The 18,897-nt window shown below is 67.5% G+C and carries 17 protein-coding genes; 4 read left to right on the forward strand and 13 right to left on the reverse strand.

What is annotated here, in order from left to right:
• Nucleotides 1–3: 3 nt before the first annotated feature.
• Complete coding sequence (gene pdhA / locus EV645_RS12660) at nt 4–1,167, reverse strand: pyruvate dehydrogenase (acetyl-transferring) E1 component subunit alpha (protein ID WP_130442876.1); 1,164 nt, start codon at nt 1,165–1,167, stop codon at nt 4–6.
• Between the two features lie 332 nt (nt 1,168–1,499).
• Nucleotides 1,500–2,825: a phytase gene (locus tag EV645_RS12665; RefSeq protein WP_242000349.1), complete on the reverse strand. Its 1,326-nt coding sequence runs from the start codon at nt 2,823–2,825 to the stop codon at nt 1,500–1,502.
• A gap of 43 nt (nt 2,826–2,868) precedes the next feature.
• On the opposite strand from EV645_RS12665, the gene EV645_RS12670 reads away from it, so the two are divergent.
• Both EV645_RS12670 and EV645_RS12675 read left to right on the forward strand, forming a co-directional pair.
• Nucleotides 2,869–3,807: an EamA family transporter gene (locus tag EV645_RS12670; RefSeq protein ID WP_130442878.1), complete on the forward strand. Its 939-nt coding sequence runs from the start codon at nt 2,869–2,871 to the stop codon at nt 3,805–3,807.
• A gap of 495 nt (nt 3,808–4,302) precedes the next feature.
• Complete coding sequence (locus EV645_RS12675; RefSeq protein WP_130442880.1) at nt 4,303–4,896, forward strand: hypothetical protein; 594 nt, start codon at nt 4,303–4,305, stop codon at nt 4,894–4,896.
• Nucleotides 4,897–5,367: 471 nt separating this feature from the next.
• Here the strand turns inward: EV645_RS12675 and EV645_RS12680 are convergent, their stop codons facing one another.
• Both EV645_RS12680 and hisC read right to left on the reverse strand, forming a co-directional pair.
• Nucleotides 5,368–6,075, reverse strand: coding sequence for an SDR family NAD(P)-dependent oxidoreductase (locus EV645_RS12680; protein WP_157997053.1), 708 nt, complete (start codon nt 6,073–6,075; stop codon nt 5,368–5,370).
• The gene (hisC, locus tag EV645_RS12685) at nt 6,072–7,151 is read right to left on the reverse strand and encodes a histidinol-phosphate transaminase (RefSeq protein WP_130442884.1); all 1,080 of its coding nucleotides are present in this window, start codon (nt 7,149–7,151) and stop codon (nt 6,072–6,074) included. The genes EV645_RS12680 and hisC overlap by 4 nt, the downstream gene beginning before the upstream one ends.
• Before the next feature lie 155 nt (nt 7,152–7,306).
• Here hisC and EV645_RS12690 point away from each other — a divergent pair, with 155 nt between their 5' ends.
• Nucleotides 7,307–8,179, forward strand: coding sequence for a dimethylarginine dimethylaminohydrolase family protein (locus EV645_RS12690; protein ID WP_130442886.1), 873 nt, complete (start codon nt 7,307–7,309; stop codon nt 8,177–8,179).
• Here the strand turns inward: EV645_RS12690 and EV645_RS12695 are convergent.
• The 3 genes from EV645_RS12695 to EV645_RS12705 are packed head-to-tail and all read right to left on the reverse strand — an operon-like array spanning nt 8,162 to nt 11,037.
• Nucleotides 8,162–8,725, reverse strand: coding sequence for a hypothetical protein (locus EV645_RS12695; protein ID WP_130442888.1), 564 nt, complete (start codon nt 8,723–8,725; stop codon nt 8,162–8,164). The two genes, EV645_RS12690 and EV645_RS12695, sit on opposite strands and share 18 nt — an antisense overlap.
• Before the next feature lie 59 nt (nt 8,726–8,784).
• Nucleotides 8,785–9,399: a peptidase associated/transthyretin-like domain-containing protein gene (locus EV645_RS12700; RefSeq protein ID WP_130442890.1), complete on the reverse strand. Its 615-nt coding sequence runs from the start codon at nt 9,397–9,399 to the stop codon at nt 8,785–8,787.
• Between the two features lie 21 nt (nt 9,400–9,420).
• Nucleotides 9,421–11,037, reverse strand: coding sequence for a phage tail tip lysozyme (locus EV645_RS12705; protein ID WP_242000350.1), 1,617 nt, complete (start codon nt 11,035–11,037; stop codon nt 9,421–9,423).
• A gap of 171 nt (nt 11,038–11,208) precedes the next feature.
• Between EV645_RS12705 and EV645_RS12710 the strand changes: the two genes are divergently transcribed.
• Nucleotides 11,209–11,877 carry a GntR family transcriptional regulator gene (locus EV645_RS12710; RefSeq protein ID WP_130442892.1) on the forward strand — a complete coding sequence of 223 codons (669 nt, stop codon included), beginning with the start codon at nt 11,209–11,211 and terminating at the stop codon, nt 11,875–11,877.
• Between the two features lies 1 nt (nt 11,878).
• On the opposite strand, the gene EV645_RS12715 is transcribed toward EV645_RS12710, so the two are convergent.
• From EV645_RS12715 to EV645_RS12740, 6 genes are read right to left on the reverse strand one after another with little or no spacing between them, the layout of a single operon-like run.
• Entirely contained in the window at nt 11,879–13,852 is a 1,974-nt protein-coding gene (locus EV645_RS12715) for a glucosidase family protein (RefSeq protein WP_242000351.1), read from the reverse strand.
• A 53-nt stretch (nt 13,853–13,905) separates the two neighbouring features.
• Nucleotides 13,906–15,120, reverse strand: a complete 1,215-nt coding sequence (locus EV645_RS12720; RefSeq protein WP_130442896.1) for an enolase C-terminal domain-like protein — start codon at nt 15,118–15,120, stop codon at nt 13,906–13,908.
• Nucleotides 15,117–15,884, reverse strand: a complete 768-nt coding sequence (locus EV645_RS12725) for an SDR family NAD(P)-dependent oxidoreductase (RefSeq protein ID WP_130442898.1) — start codon at nt 15,882–15,884, stop codon at nt 15,117–15,119. Before EV645_RS12725 ends, EV645_RS12720 begins: the two co-directional genes overlap by 4 nt.
• A 10-nt stretch (nt 15,885–15,894) precedes the next feature.
• The gene (locus EV645_RS12730) at nt 15,895–16,704 is read right to left on the reverse strand and encodes a carbohydrate ABC transporter permease (protein WP_130442900.1); all 810 of its coding nucleotides are present in this window, start codon (nt 16,702–16,704) and stop codon (nt 15,895–15,897) included.
• Nucleotides 16,691–17,617, reverse strand: a complete 927-nt coding sequence (locus tag EV645_RS12735; protein WP_242000352.1) for a carbohydrate ABC transporter permease — start codon at nt 17,615–17,617, stop codon at nt 16,691–16,693. Before EV645_RS12735 ends, EV645_RS12730 begins: the two co-directional genes overlap by 14 nt.
• Complete coding sequence (locus tag EV645_RS12740) at nt 17,614–18,891, reverse strand: ABC transporter substrate-binding protein (RefSeq protein WP_130442902.1); 1,278 nt, start codon at nt 18,889–18,891, stop codon at nt 17,614–17,616. The genes EV645_RS12735 and EV645_RS12740 overlap by 4 nt, the downstream gene beginning before the upstream one ends.
• Nucleotides 18,892–18,897: the final 6 nt, after the last annotated feature.

An 18,897-nucleotide genomic window follows, 5' to 3' on the forward strand; every position in this document is an offset into this window, starting at 1 on the left:
CGCTCAGCCCTCGCCTTCGAACGACGCGGCGTACGCGGCGAACTGGTCCCGCTGCTCGGCGAGCTGCGGCGTCTCCTCGACGTACACATGCTGGAAGAAGTCGGTGAGCACCGGGTCCGGCAGCGCGAGACAGCCGGCCCGCAGGACGGCGGCGATCTTGTCGGCCTCGGCCTCGATCTCGTCGAAGAAGTTGTGGTCGACCCCGGCGTGCCGGGTCAGGTACGCGTGCACGCGCTCGATCGGGTCCTTGAGCTTCCAGTGCTCGAGGTCCTCGTTGAGCCGGTACTTCGTCGGGTCGTCGGACGTGGTGTGGGCGCCCATCCGGTACGTGTACGCCTCGATCAGCGTCGGCCCGCTGCCTTCACGGGCGCGCTTCATCGCCTGCTGTGTGACGGCGTACGTCGCGAGCACGTCGTTGCCGTCGACGCGGACGCCGGGGAAGCCGAAGCCGGCGGCGCGCTGGTACAGCGGGATCCGGGTCTGCCGGTCGATCGGCTCCGAGATCGCCCACTGGTTGTTCTGGCAGAAGAAGACCACCGGCGCGTTGAACACCGAGGACCAGATGAACGCCTCGTTGACGTCACCCTGGCTGCTGGCGCCGTCACCGAAGTAGGCGATCGTCGCCTCGCCGTTCTCGGCGTCGCCGATCGCGTGGTCGCGCTGCTGACCCATCGCATACCCGGTCGCGTGCAGCGTCTGGGCGCCGATCACGATCGTGTACAGGTGGAAGTTGTTGTCCTTGGGGTCCCAGCCGCCCTGGTCGACGCCGCGGAACAGGCCGAGCAGCCGCAGCGGGTCGACGCCCTGGCACCACGCGACACCGTGCTCGCGGTACGTCGGGAAGACCATGTCCCTGTCGTTCAACGCCCGGCCGGAGCCGATCTGCGCGGCCTCCTGACCGAGCAGGGACGCCCACAGCCCGAGCTCACCCTGGCGCTGCAGGGCGGTCGCCTCGGCGTCGATCCGGCGGACCAGGACCATGTCCCGGTAGAAGCCCTTGATCGCCTCGTCGCCGAGGTCGAACGAGTAGTCCGGGTGCTCGACGCGCTCGCCTTCGGGCGTCAGCAGCTGGACGAACTCGACCTCCTCGGAGGCCTGGGGCGGACTGACCGGCGCCTCCACGGGCGCGAACACTTCCGGGGGAGTCCCCGGCACCGACTCACTCACATGCACTCCTCGGGTTCGAGCGCGGGATCGCCGCGACCGCAACGTTGCACGGGGCCGGCCCGTTTCGCCGGATGAGGCTTTCGCAGGCTGGTCCGCGTGATTCCAGGGGTTGATGCACTGCTGGCAGTGGACCTCCTCACCGGTCTCACTCCCATCTTGCCGGACACCGTACCGACCAGGTGCCTGATCCGCTAACTGTCTGGACTCCAGCGGGTACGGCGGTACCGAAAACGGTCTCAGGATGAGACACCAGTCCACTCACTGGTCCCATCCCAGCGCTCATATTACAGATATCCGGCGCATCGACGGCATGTGTCACAACTTAGTCTCGATCAGGGCAGTTTCTCCAGCCGGACCAGCTTGAAGTTCGTGCCCTCGCGGTCGCCGTCACCCGGAGTGTTATCTCCGTCATGTACGGCGAACAACCCGTGCGGGAACCGCGCTCCGAGCGGCTCGGTGGTCACCGCGGCGCCGTCACTGTGCTGTACGCCGTCCGCGGCGGGACCGTCGACGACCTCGAATCCGGCGCGGTAGACGAGTCGCCGTCCATCCATCCGGTAGCTCGCGAACGTCGAGTCGCCCTGGCTGGACGCGTACAGCGTGCGCCGGCCGTGCTCGTACGCGATCGTCAGACCCTCGGCGTCCGCACTGAGGTACTTTCCAGCGTCGGGGCTGGCCGGTCCGGCGGCCTCGCACTCCTCGGCCTGCTCGTTGTAGACAGCCTTCTGGCCGAACTCACGGACCTTCTCCAGCAGCTCGGGCTTCCCGTGCTGCGGGATGCGCCAGATGCCGACGTCTTCCTGGGCGGCGTACAGGTCGTTCGTGGTGCGGTCGAAAACCATGCCCTCGAGCTGGGGGCGGTCGCCCGGGTCCTCGCAGGGCGACCAGGTGGTGCCGTTGGAGAGCGTGAAGCTCGCCGGCAGATCGACATACCGTACCGTTTGGTATGTCGTCTTCCCGCGGCCGTCCGGGACGAGCCGGAGGAACGCGAGGCGGGTCTCGCTCCGCCTGGTCACCGCGACAACCGGCTTCCCGTTGATCGAGGTCGCCGCGAGACCGTACGCCGTGCGCTGGTCCTGCACCTCTTCTGTGTTCTTGCTGAACACCAGCGGCGCCTTCGCGCTGGTCACGTCGGTGAGGCGACCGTTCTTGATCGCATACATGCGGAGCTGATCGCGGCCGCGGTCGGTGACGACGGCCAGGTTCCCGACGATGTCCACGTTGTTGAACCGGCCCGGCTCCTGCCCCTCCTGCGGCGCGGGCGGCGTGGCGAACCGCTGCACCTGCTTGCCGGTGAGGTCGAAGACAGTGAGCCCGCCGTTCTTCAGCGTGCCGAGTACGACGCTGCGCCCGGGGTTCTTCTGATCGACCCAAATCGCTGGGTCGTCCGCGTTCGCATCGCCGCCGGCCTCGTCGTCCCAGTTCGGCGCGGTCTCGGCGGCGGCGGTCACCTCCGTCAACCCACTCGCGTACGCCGGGTGCACCCCGAGCGTCACGGTCAGCGCAGCAACGACTACACCAGCGATCCGCATCTTCGTTCTCCTCACGATCACGGCAGTAGCCGCACCCTGCCCGGTGCCGATGGCCTGGCGGGAAACAGTGGATTGCTGGCCGGATACCGCCTTGCGCGCCGGATCGCCGAGTCCTAGCGTAAGCATCGTCAATGCATGACACCCCTGACATACCTTTGAGGAGGATCGGATGGCCGCCTCCGCTCCGGCCACAGTGGCCGAGACCGGTTCCCGCCCGGCCTCCGGCGCGATGATCTGGACCGCGCTCACGGTCGTGTACATCGTCTGGGGTTCGACGTACCTGGCGATCCGGGTGGTCGTCGACGCGGAGATCCCGCCGATGCTGGGGATGGCGACGCGCTTCCTCACCGCGGCAGTACTTATGGCGGCGGCCCTGGCCCTCAAGTCCGGGTGGAAGCGGCTGCGGATCACTCGGCAGGAGGCGATCGGCGCGGCGACGGTCGGCGTACTGCTGCTTGCCTTTGGCAACGGTGCGGTGGCGATCGCGGAGCAGACGGTCCCGTCCGGGTTGGCGGCGCTGCTCGTTGCGGCGATTCCGTTGTGGCTGATGCTGCTGCGGGTGGGCGGCGGTGAGCGACCGCGCGCGATGACGTGGGTCGGCGTACTGATCGGGTTCGGCGGGGCGGCCTTGCTTGCGTTGTCAGGTGGCAACACGAGCGCGAAGCCGCTGTCGGTCGCGATCCTCGTGGTGGGCACGATCTGCTGGGCGATCGGTTCGCGGTTCGCACCCCGGCTCGGCCTACCGCGGGATCCGCTGGTGACCGCGCTCTACGAGATGGTCTTCGGCGGTACGGCGATGGTGCTGCTCGGCGTACTGCGGGGCGAGCCGGCGCGGCTGCACCTCGACCGCGTCGACGGGTCGGGGTGGATCGGGCTGGCGTACCTGGTCGTGTTCGGATCGCTGCTCGCGTACACGGCGTACTCGTATCTTCTTGCGAACGCGCCGATCTCGCTGGTCGGGACGTATGCGTACGTGAACCCGGCGGTGGCTGTGTTCCTGGGGTGGCTGATCCTGAGCGAGAGTCTGACGTGGCAGATCCTGCTCGGCGGCGCGGTGATCATCGTCGGGGTCGCGCTCGTGGTCACGTCGGAACGCCGGCGGAAGTGACGTCGTAGGCGCGGGTGACGTAGTACAAGGAAAGACCCGGGCCCACGAGGGACCCGGGTCTCCCACCGCTGCCGATGCGCGCGGCAGCGGGTCTGACGCCGGTCGCACCCTGCCCCGAAAAAACACGGCGCGAAACTCGGCAATGGTTCCAACGATATTCCGGCGGATCGTGCTATTGCCAATTCGGCGACCACCGAGCCCACCGAAACAATCTCCCGATTCACCGGGCATCCGTCACCCGCGCTGACTCAACGACGCACCATGACCTCGGTTACGGGTGCTTCTGTATCAACTTCCGCTCGCTCTTCCGGCCGTGCCGTTGCTGGTAAGTTGCCTGGTCAGCACAGGATTGATTGTTTTGTCAGGGAACTCATCACCGGCCGGCTATGTTCCCGCCTACGGCCAAAAAAGCTGACGAAAAAGTTTGTAACCGGCGCTGCCAGGTGTCGTTAGCACTAAGACGAATCCGTCAAACCCGAAAGGAAACCTGGCATAATGCAGGTAACTCGCAAGATCGTCGCGGCTGCGGCAGTGGCGACCGTCGCCACCCTGGGCCTGGCCACCATGGTGAGCGCCAACGTTCTGGACGACGCGCAGAAGAAGGCTCAGGACTCCGGCCTGGCCGACGCGGCGTCGGCGGCCAGCAAGGGCTACGACAACGGCCACGCTCGCTGGTGGGGCATGCACAAGGACGGCTCGCTGGTCGCCCTTGACCGCAACGACCTCGGTGCGGTCCAGGCCTGCCACAACTTCGGTGCCGGCACCGGCATCGGCGGCACTGTGCCGGCCGAGGACATCACCGGCATCGTTGGCTGGGGCAACGACGGCAACAGCATCACCGCCGTCAAGACCTGCGAGCAGAACAACGAGCAGAACCGCAAGTGGTACAAGGCTGACGGCAACGGCGTTGTCTCGATCTCCGACAACAAGGTCGGTCCGTGGCAGGTCTGCCACAACGAGGTCGACGCCACGGGCATCGGCGGCACTGTTCCGCTGACGAACCCGACCGGCATCCTGGGCCTGGACAACGACGGCAACTCCGTCGACTCGCTCAAGACCTGCGAGCAGAGCAACGAGCAGAACAACTGACCCTCCCTGGTCAGTGATGATGCAGGACCCGAAGCAGCCACCTCGGTGGGTTGACTGATTCGGCGCAACACGCAACAACCGCGGCGCCGGGAGCAAGCCTCACTCCTCCCGGCGCCGCTTCATGTCCAGATGTAGCTCATCCCCGCGGGGACTCGCGGGCTGTCGCCCGCGAGCGACTACCACCTGCACCGCCCGAACATCTCAGGGGTTAACCCCTGGCCTTGCCGGTTCTCCCGGTTCACACGAGCCGCGAACCCGCAAGAGGACGGGTTAACCCCTCCCGTTACCCGGGCGACGCCGCTGGCCAGCGATAGCTCGGGAGCGTGCGCCGGTTCGTCAGCTCCGACACGAGCTCGATCGATCACCACGGTCGCGGACCACCACGAGGCAGTTGCACGCGCGTAGCACCGCGCGGGCTGACCACACCCCAGCGAGCTGTCCGCAGTACCTATCGCCGGCTGACCGCAGTACCTACAGGTGGCGGAGGTCTACGCAGGAGCCGTTGGGGAGGTCTCGGGTTAGGAGAGACCAGATGCCGGTGGCGGCGGTCTCGGGGGTGGTGAGGGAGCCGGAGCGCTTCAGGTCGTGGAAGCGCGACACCGACGGGAAGTCCGCCTCGGGTGTGGCGCGGATTTCGGACTGCATGGCGGTGTCGACGACGCCGGGGGCTACGGCGATGACGTGGCAGTTGGCGGGTTGTTCCTGGCCGACGGTGCGGACCCAGTGCTCTACGGCGGCTTTCCCCGCGTTGTACGAGGACCAGCCGGCGTACGCCGTCTTGGCTGCGCCGGAGGAGAGGAGGATCAGGTGGCGTTCGCAGGTGAGGTGGGCGGAGGCGCGGAGGAACGCGGCGCCCAGGACCTGCGGTGAGGCGGAGTTGAGTAGTACGGCCCGGGTGTACGCGTCCGGATCGGCGAAGGCCGCGGGGCCGATCGGGGTGATGGTGCCGGCGTTGTGGATGAAGACGACCCGGTCGCCGTCGTACTCCGCTAGTTCCTTTGTGAAGTGCTCTTCGACGACGGCCCAGCCGGCGGGGTTGGAGAGGTCGGCCTTCAGGTGGTTCGGCGTGCCGCCTCGGCGGGAGATGTCGATGACGCGGGCGTCCGGGAACGGCACCGTCGCGGCGAGGGCGGCGCCGATCCCGGCCGATGCGCCGGAGATCCAGACGAGGGCGGTCACTGGCGCCAAGCGCGGGCGACGCCGAGGAAGAGGTCGTTGGCTTCGGACTCGCCGATGGTGACGCGGACGCCGTCGCCGGGGAACGGACGGACGGAGACACCCTCGGCCTGCACGGCTTCAGCGAACTTCACAGTGTCATCGCCGAGCTCGAGCCAGACGAAGTTGGTCTCCGACTCAGGAACGTCCCAACCGGCGGCACGCAGCGCTCCAACGACCCGGGCTCGCTCGACGACCAGCGCGTCGACCCGCTCGAGCAGCTCCTCCTCGACAGCCAACGACGCGATCGCCGCCGCCTGCGCGACGTAGCTGACCCCGAACGGCAAGGCACACTTCCGGATCGCGCCGACCACCTCCGGGTGTCCGATCGCATACCCGACCCGGAAACCGGCCAGCCCGTACGCCTTCGAGAACGTCCGCAGCACCAGCACGTTCGGCCGCTCGCGGTACAGCTCGACGCCGTCGACGACCTCGGTCTCCCGGACGAACTCGCGGTATGCCTCGTCCACCACGACCAGCACGTTGGACGGTACGACGTCCAGGAACGCGAGCAGCTCGTTCCGGCGTACGACGGGGCCGGTCGGGTTGTTCGGCGTACAGACCAGCACGACCTTCGTGCGTTCGGTGATCGCCGCCTCCATCGCCTTGAAGTCGTGGCGGGCGTCGGCGGTCAGCGGCACCTGGACCGACGTGGCGCCGGTCAGCTGGACCGCGATCGGGTAAGCCTCGAACGAACGCCAGGCGTAAACGACCTCGTCACCCTCCGAGACCGTCGCCTGCAGCAGGTGGTAGAGCAGCGCGACCGATCCGGTCCCGACCGCGAGGTCGCTGACCGGTACGCCGAACCGGGCCGAGAGCGCCTCGAGCAGCTCGACGCAGCCCATGTCCGGGTAGCGGTTCATCTGGGCCGCGGCCTCGGTCGCGGCGGCGAGCACACCCGGGAGCGGCGGGTACGGGTTCTCGTTGCTGGACAACTTGTACGTCGGCCGGCCGTCGGTGCGCGCCGGCGGACGGCCCGGCTTGTAAGCCGCGACGTCGTCCAGGCAGGCGCGAAAGCGAACCTCGTTGTCAGGGGTCATGCCCGCAGGTTAGTCCTTACCTCACGCCGGAACCAGCCTCCTTCGAGCGACCTCGCGCACACCGTTTGACTCCCGGTACATCGAGCCTCAAACTGACTGATTGTCGGACAATCAGGAGATCTGACATGGATCTCATCGGGTCAGGGAGGGTGTTCATGGGGCAGCCGCTGGAGTGGGGTCGTCGCTATCTGATGGTCCGGCCGGACCACTTCCGGATCGACTACGTGATCAACCCGTACATGTCGACGCAGGACCAGCCGGACCCGGCGCTGACGCTCAAGCAGTGGGACTCGCTGCGGCAGGCGATCGTGGACGCCGGCGGCGAGGTCGAGGTGCTGGAGCAGCGCCAGGACTCCCCCGACATGGTGTACGCGATGAACCTGGGGCTGGCGGCCGCGGACGGTCGCGCGATGCTCTCCCACATGCGCTTCGAACCGCGTCGCAAGGAGTCGCTGAGCGCGGCAGAGTGGTTCACCGGGCACGGGTTCCGGCTCGACCGGACCGGCGGCGAGGGGGTCGGACCGCACTTCGAGTCCGGCGATGCGTTCGTGTTCGGCGACAGCCTGGTCGTCGGGTACGGTCCGCGCACCGAGGCCGACGCGCTCAAGCACCTCGCGACCGGTTGGAACATCCGTGTCCGCGGGCTGCGGATCGCGCACGAGGGCATGTACCACCTGGACCTGCCGTTCTGCCCGGTGGACAGCACCCACGCGATGGTCTACCCACCGGCGTTCGACGCCGCCAGCCAGGCCGAGCTCTCCGGTATCGTCCCCGACCCGATCGTGCTGACGGACGACGAAGCCTTCGCCTTCACGGCAAACTCCATCGTGGTGAACGAGACGATCATCATGCCGGCCTGCTCTCCGCGCCTTCGCGCGATCTTCACCGACCTGGGCCTGCGAGTAGTCGTCCTGGACCTCTCCGAGTTCCACAAGGGCGGCGGCTCGGCCCGCTGCCTGACCAACCCGCTGGACTTCCCGCTGGCCGACATCACCACCCCGGGCGGTGAACTACTCCTGCCGGCCTGAGCGCGCGTCAGCAGCCGCCAGCCCAGCACGCATCGACTCCCGCACCGCCGGCTCCCATGGTCCGGTGTTGGCGAGCGGGAGCTCGGTCATGAACCGCCGCTCGGCCTCGGGAATCCGGGCGACGACGAGATCAGGGTCCGAGACGACGGTCGCGTAGAGCTTCGGACCGTCGGCGGAGAACAGGTCCGCGATCACCAGTCTTCCGTCGGCGGTCCGCATGACGTTGTCCGGGTTGTCGTCCAGCGGTCCGCACCACGGCAACTCTGCCTGGGCACGCTCGTGGACGCGATGCACCACATCGACGAGATCGGCAACCTCCGGTGCTCGGGCAGCAATTGCATCGTGGAATGCGGCGGCGTCGCCTGAGGGGACCGGCTGGAGGGGCTCCATCAGTTGCAGGTCGCCGCCGCCGGTCAGGCGGTGGTGCGCGAACAATTGCGGGACCTGGCCGGTGTACGACGCCTCGCGGTAGAACGCGGCGACGTACGGGCCGGCTGGGTCGAACGGGCTGATGCGCGCGACCGCCGTACCGTCCGGGGACTGCAAGGCAATCGCCCAGTCGCCGACACCGCAGCGGGTCCACCCTGCCGCGAGAAGCTCTTGTTCTACTTGCCGGTGGTCCAGATCAGGTCGAGGGTGGCCGGGTCCCAGCCATAGCCTTGGATCCATTGGTTGGCTTTTTCTTTGCCCTGGGGGCCGTAGACCTCGATGACGACCGAGATCGCCTCGGGGTTGGTGGGGTCGGACTTGGACTTCGTGTAGGTAGCCTCGAAGCCGTCGCCGACGTACGGCAGCTGGCTGAGGATCGGATACTTCTGCTTGAGCCTGGCCTGGGTCTGGTCGTACTGCCGGCCGGCCTCGGCCTCGAGCTTCAGCTCCTCGCCTGGGTTGTTCTTGGCCCATTCGCGGCCCTCGGCGCTGTTGGCGTAGAGGTACATCTTGACCGCCTGCCGATCGCCCTCGGCGGTGAACGTGATCGAGTAGTCCTCGAAGCCCCGGCGCTGACCGTCGAGCGTGTGCTGCCCGGCCTTCACCTTGACCTCGCCGTTCGCGGGGATCTCGTGGCCGTCCAGCTTCAGGGTCAGGTCGTTCGGGATGGACTCCACGGTGAGGCTGGTCTGCGAGCCGCCCCGGAACAGCAGGATGCCGCCGACCAGCACGACGACGACCGCCAGCGCGACCACGCCGATAAACAACGGCCGCCGGTTCTCCTCCAGCATCAGCTGCTCCCGTTCCTTTCCTCAGCTCTTCGGTACCGGCGCGCTCTTCAGCCGGTAGACAGTGAACTGCCCGCCGACGCCGTACAGGTGACCGGCCTCCGGCACGTGACCGTGCAGCGAGCCGGACGCCGAGTCGTACCCGCCGCCTTCCTTGCCCCACGGACCGACGTACAGGTACGTGTGGCCGGGACCGTTCAGGATGTCACCCGGCTTCATCCCGCCCGGTGGCTGACCGTGCCACCAGTCGTACTTCCCCGAGGACTCCAGGTAGGTGCGCTGCACGTCGGTGCCCACATTCGGGTACTTCGGGTCGGCGCCGCTCATGTGCATCACGGTCGCGACGAACCGGCCGCAGTCACTGTACGGATCCTCGCCGCTGGCGCCGTCGTTGTACTTCGCCATCGCCTCGACGAACTCCGGCTTCGCGATGCTCGCGGCGACGCCGTTGTGACCGCTGTCCGGCCAGGCCAGGTTCTTCGCCACCTCGGCGATGTTGCCGCTGCCGGCACCGCAGCCGCTGGTATCGCCACCCTTGCCGGCAGCCGGCGCCGATCCGCCGAAGGTGTTGAGCACGTGCTCGGCGTTCGCCTTGCGTTCGGCGTACCGCGGGTTGTTCGGGTTCTCGTAGCCTTCGAACCGCTCGAACTGGCCGCCGAACGCGATCGCGGCCGCGTCCACCGTGGTGGCGGCCTTGACCGCGTCACCCGCGGTCTTCTCCGACAGCGGCGGCTTGCCGAGCAACTGCTTGTGCAGGAAGTCCAGCTGGTAGGCCAGCGAGCCGATGACGTCGTCGCCGACCCCGGCATCGCGGGACGGGTTGATCATCTTGGACGCCGGCGTCCATTGGACGATGCCCCAACCACCCGAGTACCCGAGCACGTCGGCGGGCTTGGTCACCGTCCCGGGCGCCGTGCCCTGCTTGCGGCCCGGCTCGACGCTGGACTCGCTGATCATGTTGCCGACGATGCCGGCGGCCTGCTCCTTGGTGTACCCGTTCTGGACGAAGAAGTTGAAGGCCTTCTGCTGGTTGTTCGCCCCGCTCAGGTCGCCGTTGAGGCAGGAACAGCCGCTGTCGCCGGAGTCGGAGGTGTCGAGCTCGAAGGGGTTCTTGTCCGGCTTCTGGGTCTCCCAGTCGGCGGGATCGTCCTTCTTCTCGGCCTTGTTGACCCACATCTCCCAGTGGATGTGCGGGCCGACCAGACCGGGTGCGACCTCGTTGCCGGTGCCGGAAGTGCCGATCACGTCGCCGCGCTTCACATCGGCGTTCAGGGCCACGCTGATGGTCTTGAGGTACGTCGTCCGGGTCTCGACGTCCTCGCGCCGGATCCGGACCTCGCCGTCGGAGGCCTTGACGACCTTGCCGTCCTGCGAGGCGTAGACCTTGCTGCCCTCGTCGACCTTGAAGTCGTACCCCTGGTGCGGGGCGACGGCGAGCGGCTCGGTCCAGTCGACGTCGATCTTCTGCGAATCGGTGGGGTAGGCGAACAGGCTCTGTTCGGTGGCCTGCTGGGCGCACTGCGCCTCGGCCGTGTCCATCCCGCCGAGGACGCCGAGCAGCATCATCAGGACGATCAGCAGCGGGAGCAGCAGGATCAGCCCGATCGCGCCGAGGATCGGCAGCACTTTGCTGTCTCCCACGTTGTGCTCCTCGCTCACTCGAGTGGACTCCCGCGCCGGTCCGCGAAGAGGGGCGGCCACTGGGGGAAATGGTGCCCGAAAACCGGGTCATCGTGTCGTGAGTTATCCACAGGCCGGGCCGCGCGCCGGGTCGCGCGCGACAACGGACCGGGTCTGGACGAGAATCACACCATGTACGAACGGCTGCGGGTGGACCGCTCGACCACGGTGGACCGGGTGGTCGACGCACTGCGCGCCGCGCTGTTCGCCGGTGACCTCGAGCCCGGTACGCCGCTGCGCGAGCAACCGCTCGCGGAAGCGCTGGGGGTCGCCCGGAGCACGATCCGGGAAGCGATGACGATGCTGGTCACCGAGGGCCTCGCGGTCCGCGAGCCGAACAAGGGCGTCAGCGTCGCGATCCTGCACCCCGACGCGGTGGCGGACATCTGCCGGGCGCGGTTCGTGCTGGAATCAGCCGGGATCCGGGCCTGGTTCGACGCCGACGAGGCGGCCCGGGAGCGGGTCCGCGAGGCGATGCGGGTGTTCGCCGCGACAGCGAAGGACGGCGCCGACCCGGAGGCGTTGACCGAGACCCACCTCGCGATCCACCGCAGTCTGGTCGCGCTGACCGGCAGCGAGCGGCTGATCGCCACCGCCGACTCGATCACCGGCGAGGCGCGGCTCGCGCTGGCCCGGGTGGATGCCCTGCGGCAGGACGCGCGCCAACAGGTCGCGTCCCACCGCAAGCTCATCCGGCTGCTTGAGCGGGGCGAGCTCGACGAGTGCGTCGACGAGCTCCGCCGTCACCTCGAAGGCGCCCAGGAGTCGCTCCTGGAAGCCATCGCGATGCCACCCGCCTGACTCACACCAGTCCGTCGGCCGTCACGTCGTACGTCTGCGAACCGACGCGGAGGCCGGTGAGGCGGGCGTCGGGGTCCAACTCGGCAACCTGCGGGTTCGCGGTGACTGTGCCGTCGAGGGCTACCTCGATGCCGAAAATGCCCTCCAGGACCAGGCTGACCCACGCGCCGGACGACGAGCAGGACCAGTCGATCAGGTACGGGAACTGCGGCGGGGACTTGGCCGCTCCACCGGCCATCGCCGGCTGCGCCTCCTCCACGAAGTGCGCCTGTCCGCACGGACCCTGGTTCGCCGTCTTCGCCAGACCAGGCAGCCAGTCGAGCAGTACGTCGCCGCGGCCGAGTGCGAAGAGTGCACGACCCGCATCCGCCGGCCACGCCGGGTACGCACCGTTCCATTGGTGGTCGGGGCGGACGCTGAACGCAGCATCAGCGTCGTACGGCGAGAGCGCGCGCATCCACGTCGGTGTCTGCAGCTCATGCTGGAAGAACGACACCATCTCGGCACACTGCGACTCGGACAGGTCGTCCGGCATCGTCGTACCGATCAGGTTGAAGTCGTAGCAGTGCCGCACCGGTACTAGCGACCCGTCTGGTTGCCGGGCGTGCCAGAAGCCCTTGCCCTCGACGTACAGCTCGTTGACGTGGCCGGCCTGCGCCGACGCCTCCTTGCGCAGCAACGAGGCACGGTCGGAGTCACCGGAGCGGTCCGCGATCTCGGCGGCGACGCGCATGCACCACACGTTCGCAGCGTTGAAGCTGGCGACCTCGTGCACGTAGCTGCTCACACACTCCAGCAGGTTGTCGATGCCGCCGTAGTCGGCCAGCGCGTGCTCACCGCGCAGGCCACGCCAGGCGGTCGCCCAGTCGTGCACGTGCTCTCCCACTGCCTTCGGACCGATCGTGGCGTCCAGGAACGCTTCATCGCCGGTGAAGCGCACGTAGTCGCGCACCAGCCGGGTCATCGCGAAGTCGTTCACCGAGTACCACTGCCCGACCGGTCCGCCCGTGAGCCACTCGGTACCGAAGTGCTCGTGGATGTCGAGGTCGATCCAGTGCTCGATGTGCTTGCGCATCGGCTCCGGGTCCAGCAACGCATGCGTCAAGGACGACAAGCTGTAGTCCCAGATGAACGTCGTCGTCTGCCAGTACCGCGGCATCAGCGTGTCGTAGGTCCGCCCGAGCACACTGGCCGGGTTGTCCCGCCGGAACCAGATCACACCCAGCACGCCCCACCAGTACAGCTTCTGCAGCGCCTCGTTCGACGTTTCCAGCACGGGCAGGGACCCGCTGAAGCCGTCGCTGGACGGGTCGAAAGCGTCCGCGATCGCCACATCCCACACGCTCTCCGCCACCGCGATCACCGCAGGTACGTCGGCCACGCAGACATCGAAGTGCTCCGCAGCCTCTTCCGACGAGCCCGCCAGCACATGCACATACGACAGCTGCCCGCGCCCAGCCTCATCCAGAACCAAGGTCGTCTCGAGCATGCCCCTGTCCACAGTGCTGGGCACATCGAGGCCTTGCACGCTCACAGCCGATTCGGACTCACCTGTGCCGACCACTCGCCCATCGACAACCCGCAGCGTGTTCGGCTCGGACGGCGGCTCCGGGCGCAACCATCCAGTCGACGAGCGGGTCGCGGTGCTCTCCAGCGCGAACCCCAGCTGGACGGACCGGCCTGGCGCGCCAGACACCTCCAGCTGTACGACGACGGCCGGCCTACCCGGTGCGCAAGCGGTTGTGGTGCGGACATCCAGCCCGTCGACGGTGGTGGAACGGACGACGCAGTCCGGGCGCCACACGACCTCCACGGTTCCGCCGTACGAGCGTGCCAGCCGCCCGTCGACGTACAGCTGGGCGGTGATCGTGTCGCCGTGCGAGTACGGCGGGAAGTTCACGCTGCGGATCGCGACGACGTCATGGTCGACCTGCGCCGTACCCAGGAAGTTCGTCAGCCCGGGCGGGTTGAACATGTCGTCATACGTGTGCGTAAGGATATCGCTGGCCAAATCGGCACTGCGAGGAATCATGAGGGGTCGGCCCAATCGGTGTTCGGGAGCAGGGGGTACCAGTCCGGGCGCGCCGGATCGCGGTCGTACGGATAGGGGCCGAGCTCGCGGAACAGTTCGGCGTACTCCGCCAACTTGTCGCGGTCCAGCTCGACGCCGAGTCCCGGTGCATCCGGTACGGCGATAGCACCGTCGACGTACGGAAGCTTGCCGCCGGCAATAATGTCGTCACGCAGATGGTGGTAGTGCGCGTCCGCCGCGAACGAGAGGTTCGGTACGACGGCGCCGAGCTGAAGCATCGTCGCCAGCTGAATGCCGAGCTCGCCCGAGGAGTGCACGGCCACGCCGAGCTGGAAGGTCTCGCAGACGCCGGCCGCCTTGATACACGGCCGGATCCCGCCCCAGAACGTCGTGTCGAGCAGGATCACGTCGACCGCTGGATCACGCACGTTGGCCGCGAGCTGCTCGAAGTTCACGACCACGGTGTTGGTGGCGAGCGGGATCGGCGTCTTCTCGCGGACGCGGCGCATCCCGTTCAGGCCCCAGGTCGGGTCCTCGAGGTAGTCGTTGTCGAGGTCCTCGATGCCCCGCGCGAACCGGATCGCCTCTTCGACACCGAACGCGCCGTTCGGATCGAAGCGGACGCGATGGCCCGGAAACGCCTCGGCCAGCGCGCGGAAGCACTCCCGCTCATAGTCCGGCGGGAACACGCCGCCCTTCAGCTTGTGCACACTGAACCCGTGCTCGTCGACAAGCGCCCGAGCGTGCTCCACCAGTTGCGAAGCGGTCCGGATCTCGCCGGTCCCGTCGTCGTTCGGGTGCCGGAAGAACAGGTAGCTCGCGAACGGCACCGTGTCCCGCACCTTGCCGCCGAGCAGCTCGTGCACGGGCACGCCGAGCTCGCGGCCCTGCAGATCCAGGCAAGCGAATTCGATTGCCGCGAGCAACTGAGTACGGTTGTTGTACAGGCTCGCGGTCGGGTTGGCGAGCATCCAGCGCAACGCCTCGGTACGTGCCGGATCGTGCCCGAGCAGGTACGGCTTCAACCCGGCGACCGCGGCCTCCGCGCTCTGCCCGCCGCCGCCCATCTCGCCGAGCCCGATCAGTCCGTTGTCGGCCTCGACCTCTACGACAGTCCTCACGAAGCGTCCCCAGTGCGCCCCGTTGCTGTGCCGTAGCGGTGCCTCGAGCGGCATCGTGACCGTGGTCGCGCGTACGTCGACGATCTTCACTTCTCGTCCTCCGGCAGTACGACGGGGAGGCCGGCGGTCAGCCCGCCGTCCACCTTGACGTCCGCACCGGTCATGAACGACGCGGCCGGCGACGACAGGAAATAGATGACCTCGGCAACTTCTCCCGGTGTCGCGACGCGACCGAGCGGATGCGATCGCCCCCATTCGGCGACCACGTCATCGGTCGACCGATCACCGCCGAACTGCGCTGCGGACGTCCGCAGCATCGGCGTGTCCACGGAGCCCGGACAGACCGCGTTCACCCGGATCCCTTCCTCGGCGTGGTCCACAGCCATCGCCCGCACGAGGCTGAGCAGTGCGCCCTTCCCCATCGAGTACGCCGCGACGCTCTTCTGCGCCGCATACGCCTGCACGGAGGCGACCACCACCACACTTCCGCCGCGCGGCAGCTTCGGAACGAACGCCTGGCAGGCAAAGAAAACCCCGCCGACGTTGACGGCCATCACCTCGTCGTACACGGCGTCCGGCGTGTCCACAACGGTTCCGTAGCGCTGGACTCCCGCGGCACAGACCAGCGCATCGACGGGTCCGGTCTCGGTGGCGATCGCAGCGAGGGCGGCGCGGTCGGCGACGTCGACGACGCGCCCGGTCACGAGCTCACCGAGCTCGGCCGCCAGGGCGTCCAGCGCGGCGGCGTCCCGGTCGAGAGCGACCACTCGGTCTCCCGCGGCGACGAACCGTTCGACTGCACCTCGTCCGATCCCGGCGGCACCACCGGTGACCACGACTGTGCGGCTACTCATACACGTCCTTTCAGAACTGACCGAGGGCCAGGCCCCGGGAGAAGAAGCGTTGGGCGGCGAGGAACAAGATCACGGTGGGGAGCGAGACGAGCAGACCGCCGGCAAGCACGGTCGGCAACGACGCACCCCCGTACGTGCTCTGCAGTCCCGTCAACGCAGGCATGATCGGCCGGACCGAGTCCGACTGGCTCAGGGTCAACCCGAGCAGCAGGTCGTTCCACACGAAGGTCGCCTGCAGGATGAAGATCGCGGCCAGCGCGGACCCCGCCATCGGCAGGTAGATGCTGCGGAAGATCCGGAACAGCCCGCCGCCGTCGACCACCGCGGCCTCGAAAACACTCCGCGCGATCCCGGTGAAGAAGTTGCGCATCACGAACGCCGAGAACGGCACGCTGATCGCGGTGTACACGATGATCATCCCGACCCGCGTGTCGTACAGCCCGGAATCCGCGTACCCGGAGAACAGCGGCATCAGGATCATCTGCAGCGGAAAGATCGTCCCGCCGAAGATGAACACGAACCACAGGAACCCACGCTTCAACCGCAGTACGACGATCGCGTACCCGGCGGCCGAGCCGATCAGCACCGCGAGCACCGGCGCGATCACGCTGTACATCGTGGTCGCCACCAACGTGTCGCCGAGCGCGGCCTTGCTCCACGCGTCCCCGAAGTTCGAGAACAGCGAGAAGCCGGCCGGCTTCCAGACCGTCTTCGCGTCGTACCCGTCGACGGACTTCGACGCGTTGACGACCAGCAGGTACACGGGCGCGAGCCAGATCAGGCCCAGCACCATCAGGAACGCGGTCTTAACCCTGCTCACGGGCGTCCCCCAACTGGTAGCGCAGGTACAGGATCGAGGCGGCGAACGTGACCAGGCTGAGGAACAGCGCGATCGCCGCACCCTGGCCGTAGTCGTTCAGCACGAAGGTCTCCTTGTACATGGACAGCGCCAGCGTCTCGGACGACGTACCGGGACCGCCCTGCGTCATCACCCACACCACGTCGAACGTCTTCAAGCTGCCGACGATCGACAGCCCGATGACCACCGTGGTGATCGGACGGAGCTGCGGCCAGAGGTGGTGGCGGAAGAGACTGAACCCCTCCGCACCGTCCAGCCGCGCAGCCTCCAGCGGCTCACCTGGGATGGACTGCAACCCGACGACGAACAGCAACGCGTTCACGCCGGCTGCCTGCCAGGTGACCGCGACGATCATCATCAGCGTGTTGCCGGGACCACCCTGCAGCCAGCCGGTGTGTGCACCCGGCAGCCCGAAGAAGCCGAGTGCCTGACCCAGTGCGCCGTCCGGCTGCAGTACAAAGCCCCAGATGACGCCAACAGCCACACCGGAGATCGCATACGGCAGCAGGAACGGCAGCCGCAGCCAGGTGCCCCACTTGTGCCCATAGGTCAGTACTGCGATCAGCAGCCCGAGTGCTACTGGCAGAGTCACCATGCCGACGACCCATAGCAGCGTGTTGACGAGCGCCCCGGTCAGATCGGGGTCGCTGAACATCGCCTTGTAGTTCGCGAGCCCACTCCAGACCGGCGACGCCAGTCCGTCGTACTGCGTGAAGCTGACGTACGTCGTCCACAGGAACGGCAGGTAGAGCAGCAGTGCGACCACGCCGGCAGCAGGTAGCCCGAACAGCGGCGCCATGCGGGCCCCGGTCCGGTCCGGGCGCTGACTGCTCGCCCGGACCTTGACCGGTGGCCGTTCGATCGTGGAAGTCACTTCTGCTTGGCCCAGTACGCGTCCGCCTCGGCCTGGATCTTCTGCAGGCCCGGCATCGGGTCACCCGGCTTGGTCACGAACGCGCCGAAGACCTCGAGCGCCTTGTTCGCGACCGGTACGGGCGTCGCCTCGAACCACCGGTTGATCAGGCGGTATCCGTTGACGTCCTTGTTGAGCTGCGCCAGCGCCGGGTCCTTGACCTCGGCCTTCGGGTTGAACGACAGGTCGCCGCGGGAGTTCGCCCACGCGGTCTGCGCCTGCGGCGTGACCCACCAATCGGTCCACTTCTGCACCGTCGACGCGTGGTCGCTGGCCGCGGCCGAGCAGACCGGACCGGTCTCGAAGATCATCGAGGTCTTCGGCAGTGCCGGGTTCACGTTCGGGATCACGAAGAAGTCGTAGTCGGTGCCGGCCTTCATCTTCAGCGTGTTCAGGTTGCCGCTGAACCAGGTGCCGAAGTTGATCATCGCGACGTCGCCGTTCTTCAGCTGCGCCTGCGGCTCGGTCTTCGAGCCCGGGTCGCTGAAGTACCCGGCGTCGATCATCTTCTTCCACTCGTTCATCACGTCGACCACGCCCGGGTCGGTGTACTTCGCCTTGCCGGCGGCGAGCGCGTCGTACAGGTCCGGATCCTTGCCCGCGAGCAGCGTCTCGAACCAGACGAACGAGAACAGGATGTTGGTCTGGTAGAACGGCTTCACGCCGATCGCCTTGAGCTTGTCGGCGTCCTTGATCATGTCCGCCCAGGACTTCGGCGTGTCGGTGATGCCGGCCTTCTTGAAGACGGCCTTGTTGTAGTACATCACCCAGTAGCCGGCGTTCAGCGGCACGCAGTACTGCTTGTCACCGTAGGTGAAGTACTGCTTGAGCTGCTCGGGAATGTTGCCGTCGGCAATCGCCTTGGTCCACTGGTCGGTGGTGTCGGCGACGAGCTTCTGGTCCACCAGATCCTGAAGCTCCTTGCCGGTGTGCCAGGTGAACAGGTCGGCCTTCTCCTTGGTCCGGAACGACGACCGGATGAAGGCGGTGTACGTGTTCGAGTCGGAGTACCCGACCGGCTGCATGCCGACACCGATGTCCTTCTTGCTGGCCGCGCCGACCTGGGTGAAGGCGTCCTTCCAGCCACCCTTGTCGTTGTAGAACTTGAGCGAGTCGACCGGCTTGTCCTCGCCCTTCTTCGGGGCAGCCGCTCCGCCGCCTCCACAGGCGGACAGCGCGAGCGCGCCGGCGATCACCAGGGCTGCCAGCGCCTTCCGGTTGGTCTTGCGTTGCATGGTGCG

Source organism: Kribbella rubisoli (assembly GCF_004217145.1).
Lineage (GTDB): Bacteria > Actinomycetota > Actinomycetes > Propionibacteriales > Kribbellaceae > Kribbella > Kribbella rubisoli.

Excerpts from the sequence above, each read along its gene's own strand:
- EV645_RS12725 (WP_130442898.1), bottom strand. The coding sequence starts at position 15,884 with ATGAGTAGCCGCACAGTCGTGGTCACCGGTGGTGCCGCCGGGATCGGA.
- EV645_RS12670 (WP_130442878.1), top strand. The coding sequence starts at position 2,869 with ATGGCCGCCTCCGCTCCGGCCACAGTGGCCGAGACCGGTTCCCGCCCG.
- EV645_RS12700 (WP_130442890.1), bottom strand. The coding sequence starts at position 9,399 with ATGCTGGAGGAGAACCGGCGGCCGTTGTTTATCGGCGTGGTCGCGCTG.
- EV645_RS12710 (WP_130442892.1), top strand. The coding sequence starts at position 11,209 with ATGTACGAACGGCTGCGGGTGGACCGCTCGACCACGGTGGACCGGGTG.
- EV645_RS12665 (WP_242000349.1), bottom strand. The coding sequence starts at position 2,825 with ATGCTTACGCTAGGACTCGGCGATCCGGCGCGCAAGGCGGTATCCGGC.
- EV645_RS12715 (WP_242000351.1), bottom strand. The coding sequence starts at position 13,852 with ATGTTCAACCCGCCCGGGCTGACGAACTTCCTGGGTACGGCGCAGGTC.
- EV645_RS12740 (WP_130442902.1), bottom strand. The coding sequence starts at position 18,891 with ATGCAACGCAAGACCAACCGGAAGGCGCTGGCAGCCCTGGTGATCGCC.
- EV645_RS12675 (WP_130442880.1), top strand. The coding sequence starts at position 4,303 with ATGCAGGTAACTCGCAAGATCGTCGCGGCTGCGGCAGTGGCGACCGTC.
- hisC (WP_130442884.1), bottom strand. The coding sequence starts at position 7,151 with ATGACCCCTGACAACGAGGTTCGCTTTCGCGCCTGCCTGGACGACGTC.
- EV645_RS12690 (WP_130442886.1), top strand. The coding sequence starts at position 7,307 with ATGGGGCAGCCGCTGGAGTGGGGTCGTCGCTATCTGATGGTCCGGCCG.